Genomic DNA, 7,175 nt, shown 5'->3' on the forward strand with positions numbered 1-7,175 from the left:
AACTCGGTTACGAGTTAGGCCAGTCAATTTTATTGACTGGCCTTTTGTTTTCTATGTTCATATTTCTTATAAAAATAAGACTTATAAATCAAATTTACTTATATTTATTATCAGATATAAGAATGAATTATCTGCGATAAAATAAGCAGTCAGTCCTACAGCGTAGGGGAAATTGCGTAGAATACGCGGGTTTCCTTTTTCAAATTCTCTCTTCCATGTCTGTTATTGTTGCAGCTTCCCAAAGATCGAATGTTTCGGTTTGGGTGGCTTTTATCTTGTTAATTGTGGGTACCTTGGGTGCCTATCAAATTGTTGGTCTGAATCAAGCGCTGTTATTTTTAATTGGTGGTGCTTTGGGGATGACCTTGTATCATGATTCTTTTGGCTTTACTTCTAGCTGGCGCGTATTTATTAAGGCTCTAGACTAACATATCTATTCTGCTAGTCTAGAGCCTTATTAAAGAAGGGCGTGGGCGTGGGTTGCGTGCCCAAATGATCATGTTGGGTTTGGCGGTATTGCTATTTTTCCCTGCTTTAGGGGCAGGTGAATTATTTGGAAATCCTGTCAAAGGTAATGTAAATCCTGTTTCCATGTCAGTCATGATTGGTGCCTTTATTTTTGGTATTGGTATGCAATTGGGCGGCGGTTGTGCTTCAGGTACTTTGTACACCGTTGGCGGTGGTAGTGCCCGCATGTTGGTGACCTTATTCTTCTTTTGCTTAGGTTCGTTGATTGCAACATCACATTTGGATTGGTGGTTTAACCTACCACATTTAGCACCCATTTCTATTGTAGAAAGCTTTGGGGTGATTCCTGCGCTGCTGTTGAGTTTCGTTATTTTTGCGTTAATTGCAGCCGTGACAGTATGGGTTGAAAAGAAACGCCATGGCAGTTTAGAGGCAGAGCCACAAAGTCAGTACCATGGTTGGAAGCGTTTCCTCAAAGGTCCTTGGCCGTTAATTTGGGGTGGGCTTATTTTAACGCTGCTGAATTTTGCTACCTTGGTATTGGCTGGTCGTCCGTGGGGCGTGACTTCTGCGCTTGCAGTTTGGGCTGCAAAAGTTGCTGTTTTTGCGGGTGTAGATGTAAGCGCTTGGGATTATTGGCAGCAGTCAGGCAATGCTAAAGCATTGGCAAATTCATTGTGGCATGACATTACCTCGATGATGAATTTTGGCATCATGCTCGGTGCTTTGCTTGCAGCGAGTTTGGCAGGCAAGTTTGCGCCTAACTTTAATATTCCACGTCGCTCACTGGTTGCAGCAGTTGTTGGTGGCCTATTACTTGGCTATGGCGCACGTTTAGCATACGGTTGTAATATCGGTGCTTACTTCAGCGGTATAGCTTCAGGAAGTGTGCATGGTTGGTTGTGGTTGGTATTTGCTTTTATGGGGAATGCAATTGGCGTAAAACTGCGCCCAATTTTCTTTCCAAGTGAAAAGCCACAACCTGAAAAATTAACAGGTTGCTAAATTTAAAACTAAACCTATTCAGCCAGTCAGCGTAAATTTTGACTGGCTTTTTTATTTTGTAGTCTCTTTACAGCTTTAAGCTAAACATCCGACATGATTCTTATCAACAATTTCTGATTCATTCTTACTTGTATTGCATGCTTTGAAACTTGCACAGAAACGGTGGTGTTGTACAAAAAATAACATGCTGCAACTCGGCTGCTGCTGAATGCTTGAATAAAGCGAGTTACAGTCATCTTAATCACTGAAAGAGTTAAAGGAGGATGTCATGTTTGATCAACAACCAACTTTAGAACTGTTATTTCAACAATTGGGTCTAGATGCAGATGATGCTGCAATTGATCAATTTATTCGTGAACATCAATTGCCCGCAGAAACCAAATTACACTGTGCTGAATTTTGGACAGAGGGTCAGCGGCAATTTCTACAAAGCCATTGGAAAAAAGATGATGACTGGGCCATTGTGATTGAAACGCTGAATGAGCAATTGCATAGTGATCAGCATCCAAGTACGTAAATGGCGTGAAGTATGGTTATAAAAACTTGAGTGAGAGCAGCTCAAAAAATTAATCACAAAAAGATACAACAAACCCAGTCAAAGGACTGGGTTTTTTATGCAAATTGTTATAAGTTGGTTCAATAAGGAATTACAAATAAACTAATAAAGGGGGCAAGGTGCTCATGCAAAATACTCCATCATTAGCCATGTTATTCAGCCAGCTCGGTTTAGCCAGTAGCCCTGCAGCCATTGAACTGTATGTACGTACACATCAATTACCTGCGCAGATTAATTTACATGAAGCGCCGTTTTGGAATAAATCGCAACGTGAATTTTTAATCAGTCATTTGGTACAGGATGATGACTGGGCCATTTGGATTGATGAACTCAATCAACAGCTACACTTAGATGCTTATCGTTTGCAAGCAGTATAAAAACCATTTCATATTTATGCTAACGCCTCAATACGAGGCGTTTTAATGCATTCTGCTTTTAAGCATCTGTTTAAACCACACTTCAGTTTGGTAAACATTAAAGGCAGGGTGAATCTGCAATAACTCCAAATCAAACTCGGCAGTTTTACTGTATTTTCCTAGCCAATGGCGGCATAGTGCAGTTTCATTTTTACTGGCGCTGGCATAGGCCAAGAAAAAGAAAATATCACCATGTGCATAATGGGTCATGGCTTTTAAAATTTGCTGGGTAATTAGTGCATATTTGGCATCACGCGTGAGCTCAAAATACATCATATATGCTTTGGCCAAATGCAAAGATAGATTGATATACAGCGACAAAGGCATTTCTTCAAATTCAACGCGACCTTGTTCCAATAGCACAATGGCTTCTTGCAAAAAGTAAATCTGCTCTTGGCGCAACTCACTTAAACTGACCAGTTGTAAGCGTAAATCGGCACGTTCCAAAGCTAGTTCTGGGGTGTTCCCTTGTAAGAAAAGTTGGTCAGTTTCACCAATACGTTGAATAAGTTGTTGAGTCGAATGGCGCATTGGTGAATTCCTTGTTGCAATATGGGCTATACATCGGGGCAGATTTGAGCTTTTAAAGCCAAAGCACTGGAAAAACTGCAAGCATTTTTAGCAAATTTACCAAAGCGTATTGCCACTGCGTAACCACGCTGTGATAGATAGGCGTTGTTGCTTGGCGAGCAAAACCTCATGCAATAAATCACTTTGAAAAATGGCTAAACGGTTCGGTGATGGTTCAATAATATGCCATTGGTCGTGTTTATCTTGTAGGCGGAGCTGACCACCCCAGTCAGGCTGCCATTCACTGTGCAAATAATAAACGGCAGAAATCACCCGATCATTTTTCTGTTGAGGGTTGTCACGGTGCAAGGCGTAAAAAGACCCAGTTTGATAACTGGCAAAATGTGCTTCGACTTCACGAATACCCAAATAAAACGCCTGATTGAATTGCTCAGCTAAGGCTAAAAGCGTTTGGGTATGTTGATGGGCTGTGCTTAAGTTTTCATGAATCCATAAAATATGATCGCTACGAATATTGCTGACCACACCATTTTGAATGGCGGCTTCACGAAATTGATCTAAATTTTGACTACACTCTAGCAGCAATTGTTGTTGATATTCGGGTGAATAAGCATCATCAATTATTGCAAAACCATGTTGATCCAAATCTTCAAGAATTCGATCAACATTCCAGGACTTTGGGAGAAGTGTAGCGTCCATATAAAATACTCAGAAAAAGATGAAATTGAGAGTTGGTTATTTTAGAGGAATACAAGCTCCTGAATGAAACTTTTTTTCATGCTAAAATAGCGGTTGATTTTAGGAATGAACCAAACATGAATTATCGTCACCATTTCCATGCGGGCAACTTTGCCGATGTCATGAAGCATGTTTTATTGCTGCAAATTCTGACACGTTTAAATGCCAAAGATAAACCTTATCGCTATGTCGATACACATGGCGGTGCGGGTAAATATGACTTATCTTTAGCACCTGCACAAAAATCGGGCGAATTTTTAAATGGTATTCACCGTTTAGTGAAACTAGATGATTCAATCAAACGTCAGGCACCAGAAGGCGTACAGCAGTATTTAAAACTGGTTGAAGCAATGCGTGAAACGGATGGGCAAGGTGCATATCCCGGTTCGCCATGGTTTGCTTTACAAGGTATGCGTGACATCGACAAAGCAACTATTTTTGAAATGCAGCGCGATGTATTCCAGCAATTGCGTCATAACATTCGTGACAAACGCGCAGGTTTACATGAGCGTGATGCTTACGAAGGTTTATTGGGCGTCATTCCACCAAAAGAAAAACGCGGTTTGGTGATGATTGATCCACCGTATGAATTGGAACGTAAAGATTTCCCTCAGTTGGTTGAATTATTGGCAGCTGCACATAAAAAATGGCCAACAGGCGTATTTGCGGTGTGGTATCCAATTAAAGACCGCGCCATGATTGAACGTTTTGAAAAGAAAATGTTTAAAACAGGTATTCGCCGTCAACTCATTTGTGAAATTTGTGTGTGGCCTGACGATACTCCTGTGGGCTTAAACGGTTGTGGTTTATTGGTGATTAATCCACCATGGAAATTCTCTGAAGATGCAGATGAAGCCCTGCAATGGTTGTTCCCGCACTTGCGTATGCAAGAACATGGTGGACATGCTGCAGTGCGTTGGTTAGTTGGCGAATAAAAAATTTAAATAGACGTTCAGGTTACAGTTAGGACACAAAATAATGACAAACACATCCAAACCCGAAGGAGAATATAGTTCCCGTGATCTTGAGCATGACGGAATTACATTTGAAGTGGTGGAAGAAGAACATACCCGTGAAGGGCAAAAGGTGAAACGTCGTGGTATCTATCTGTGGCCAAACCTGATTACCACGGCAGCCTTGCTGTCGGGTTTTTACTCCATTATTGCCAGTATGAATGGCGAATTTAGCCAAGCGATTTATGCCATTTTTCTAGCAGCATTGTTTGATGGTTTAGATGGTCGTGTGGCACGTGCGATTGGTGCGCAAAGTCCATTTGGCGAACAGTTTGATTCATTATCCGATATGCTCGCTTTTGGTGTTGCACCTGCGATTTTGATGTATAGCTGGAGTTTGCATGATTTAGGTCGTATCGGCTTGGCGGCTTGCTTTGTTTATACGGCTTGTGCCGCATTCCGTTTGGCGCGTTTTAATGTGCAAATTGGTGTGGTCGATAAACGCTACTTTATTGGTGTTGCAAGTCCTTTGGCTGCGCTGATTATCGTGTCGCTGGTTTGGGTAGGACGGGATTTTCCTGAACTGTATGATATTCGTGAAATTGGTCTACAAATCCTCAATGCTGTGATTATTATTGCAGTAGGATTGTTGATGATTTCCAATATTAAATATTATTCATTTAAAACCTTTGATCGTAAGCGTGTGCCGTTTTTTGTATTGCCAATCGCAGTATTTATCCTTGCAGCCATGACTTATAATATTCCTGTTGGAATTTTAGTGATTTCAATTATTTATGCACTTTCAGGTTTTGTGACCACTTTTATGGCAAGAAAAAATGCAGTGAGTTAATTAAGCTTTCATAAAAGCATCAACTCACAAGGAGTTTGATATGCAGCTGTTTCAAGATTTTCTCGATCGTTCCAAACAACTCAATCAAACTCCTGCGGCAACCGCCAAACTGCCTTATCACGCCCCAAAACATCATTATAAATTTATCTATCAGGGCTTAATTCTTCCTAATTTGCCTGCACCCTTACATTATCTCAACTTTATTGGTTTATTGGGCAGCCTAAATACCGCAATGCTGCGCCCTGAAAATGTGATTACAACCTCAGCTTTAGACACAGCCAGTATTCTTTGTAGTAGCAGCCCACACATGGTGGGGCAGTCCAATCATTATTCAATACAACATGATTGCGTATTTACTGCAGAGTATTTTCAGTTTGCCAATAAAGAGCGCATTACTGGACACTTTCCGCAATTTCATATTCAACGTGAAGATAGCGAACTTAGCTTTGATTTAAAGATCACCACAAGCTCTACAATTTCATATTTCACTAAATTGCGAATGAATTTGGCAGAACATTGGTCTTTGCTGTGTCAGTGTCAGGGAAGTGTACGCTATAAAGATCAGCATTTTCAGATTGAGCAATTGGGTAGTTTTGAGTTTGCCCGCTCAATCCAGTTTCCTTATTTCGCTGTGGCATTTTTTTGCTATCAAGTGATTAATCTGAATCATCAGCAACAAATGATATTGCTACAAAGTCGTGATGTGTTGAATCGAATTTTGCAATCTCGAATCTATCTGCGAAATGCGAACACGGAGCAAACTCGGGTATTTGATGGGCAAGTACAATTTAATATTCAACGGGTTTATCCAAAAGTAAAAACGCCAACAGGTCAGTGTATGTATTTGCCACGTGAGTTTGAATGGCGTTATCAAGATGAAGATGGCACCTCAATTCATTTACAGGCGCAGAGTCGTGGTGATTTTAAATTTGGGGCTGCAGCAGGTTATGTCGGAAGTTTTCAATATCAGTTGGCTATAAATGGAGATCAACAACAAGGTGAAGGCGGCTATTGTGAATATATCGACTGCCGCGCACTGAAATGGCAGGAACATGATCAGCCAGAAAAAATGCCAGATGTAGTTATGAATCCTGAACCTTTTATGATCAAGAAAAAGAAATAAACAGTATTTTGTGGAAAAGTGAAGTATTTTGCTGAATAATTAACCGTTCGGACTAAAAAACTGATAAAACTTAAAAAGAGGGGTTGCAAGGCGAAATATTTGCCCTATAATGCACATCCATCGGCGGTGATGAAGATTAAAACTTCTGATAAAACAATGACTTGATTGAGCTTGATTAAGTTGGGTTTTAGAAAGAAAGTTTAAAATAATTTAAATTACCAGTTGACACTTTAGAAATAAAGCGTAATATAGCCGACCTAGCTTGATGCTGACGAAGCATCGAGAAGATCATTAAGAGATTATGAAGAACAACTTGTGTGGATTTTTACTGATTGATTGATCGAAATATTATCATTGATTGATTGGTTTAAATTACTCGAAGTTTATTTGAGCGAAATTTAAGTCAGAAAATTGATGAGCCAGATTTGGAAGTTTAGATTAAAACTTCAAAATGATTTTAACTGAAGAGTTTGATCATGGCTCAGATTGAACGCTGGCGGCAGGCTTAACACATGCAAGTCGAGCGGGCGAGGTT

General features: G+C 40.3%; 7 protein-coding genes, 1 rRNA gene and 1 pseudogene. 7 read left to right on the top strand and 2 right to left on the bottom strand.

Going from position 1 to position 7,175, the window contains the following annotated elements; all coding sequences use genetic code 11:
* Positions 1–215 precede the first annotated feature (215 nt).
* The 3 genes and pseudogenes from FTV43_RS04855 to FTV43_RS04865 all read left to right on the top strand — a co-directional run bounded on the left by FTV43_RS04855 (position 216) and on the right by FTV43_RS04865 (position 2,406).
* Positions 216–1,473 (top strand): annotated as a pseudogene (locus FTV43_RS04855) (YeeE/YedE family protein).
* Positions 1,474–1,741: 268 nt separating this feature from the next.
* Complete coding sequence (locus tag FTV43_RS04860; RefSeq protein ID WP_004976204.1) at positions 1,742–1,990, top strand: DUF2789 family protein; 249 nt, start codon at positions 1,742–1,744, stop codon at positions 1,988–1,990.
* Positions 1,991–2,148: 158 nt separating this feature from the next.
* Positions 2,149–2,406, top strand: a complete 258-nt coding sequence (locus tag FTV43_RS04865) for a DUF2789 family protein (protein ID WP_026438536.1) — start codon at positions 2,149–2,151, stop codon at positions 2,404–2,406.
* Between the two features lie 42 nt (positions 2,407–2,448).
* Here FTV43_RS04865 and FTV43_RS04870 read toward each other — a convergent pair whose 3' ends face one another.
* Positions 2,449–2,976 (bottom strand): hypothetical protein, encoded by a 528-nt coding sequence (locus tag FTV43_RS04870; protein ID WP_168418541.1) that lies wholly within the window; start codon positions 2,974–2,976, stop codon positions 2,449–2,451.
* Between the two features lie 96 nt (positions 2,977–3,072).
* On the bottom strand, positions 3,073–3,675 hold the full coding sequence (locus FTV43_RS04875) for a 2OG-Fe(II) oxygenase (RefSeq protein ID WP_168418542.1): 603 nt from the start codon (positions 3,673–3,675) through the stop codon (positions 3,073–3,075).
* Between the two features lie 116 nt (positions 3,676–3,791).
* Between FTV43_RS04875 and FTV43_RS04880 the strand changes: the two genes are divergently transcribed.
* The 4 genes from FTV43_RS04880 to FTV43_RS15890 all read left to right on the top strand — a co-directional run.
* Positions 3,792–4,649, top strand: a complete 858-nt coding sequence (locus FTV43_RS04880) for a 23S rRNA (adenine(2030)-N(6))-methyltransferase RlmJ (protein ID WP_026438537.1) — start codon at positions 3,792–3,794, stop codon at positions 4,647–4,649.
* Positions 4,650–4,692: 43 nt separating this feature from the next.
* The gene (pssA, locus tag FTV43_RS04885) at positions 4,693–5,517 is read left to right on the top strand and encodes a CDP-diacylglycerol--serine O-phosphatidyltransferase (RefSeq protein ID WP_004976213.1); all 825 of its coding nucleotides are present in this window, start codon (positions 4,693–4,695) and stop codon (positions 5,515–5,517) included.
* Between the two features lie 40 nt (positions 5,518–5,557).
* Positions 5,558–6,640, top strand: a complete 1,083-nt coding sequence (locus tag FTV43_RS04890; protein ID WP_104853049.1) for a DUF6670 family protein — start codon at positions 5,558–5,560, stop codon at positions 6,638–6,640.
* A gap of 458 nt (positions 6,641–7,098) precedes the next feature.
* Positions 7,099–7,175, top strand: a 16S ribosomal RNA gene (locus FTV43_RS15890); the annotation flags it as partial.

The organism is Acinetobacter sp. YH16053 (genome assembly GCF_013417035.1).
Classification (GTDB): domain Bacteria; phylum Pseudomonadota; class Gammaproteobacteria; order Pseudomonadales; family Moraxellaceae; genus Acinetobacter; species Acinetobacter towneri.

What these genes read in the sequence shown, in the direction of transcription:
- pssA (WP_004976213.1), top strand. Translation starts at nt 4,693, where the DNA reads ATGACAAACACATCCAAACCCGAAGGAGAATATAGTTCCCGTGATCTT.
- FTV43_RS04860 (WP_004976204.1), top strand. Translation starts at nt 1,742, where the DNA reads ATGTTTGATCAACAACCAACTTTAGAACTGTTATTTCAACAATTGGGT.
- FTV43_RS04875 (WP_168418542.1), bottom strand. Translation starts at nt 3,675, where the DNA reads ATGGACGCTACACTTCTCCCAAAGTCCTGGAATGTTGATCGAATTCTT.
- FTV43_RS04890 (WP_104853049.1), top strand. Translation starts at nt 5,558, where the DNA reads ATGCAGCTGTTTCAAGATTTTCTCGATCGTTCCAAACAACTCAATCAA.
- FTV43_RS04880 (WP_026438537.1), top strand. Translation starts at nt 3,792, where the DNA reads ATGAATTATCGTCACCATTTCCATGCGGGCAACTTTGCCGATGTCATG.
- FTV43_RS04870 (WP_168418541.1), bottom strand. Translation starts at nt 2,976, where the DNA reads ATGCGCCATTCGACTCAACAACTTATTCAACGTATTGGTGAAACTGAC.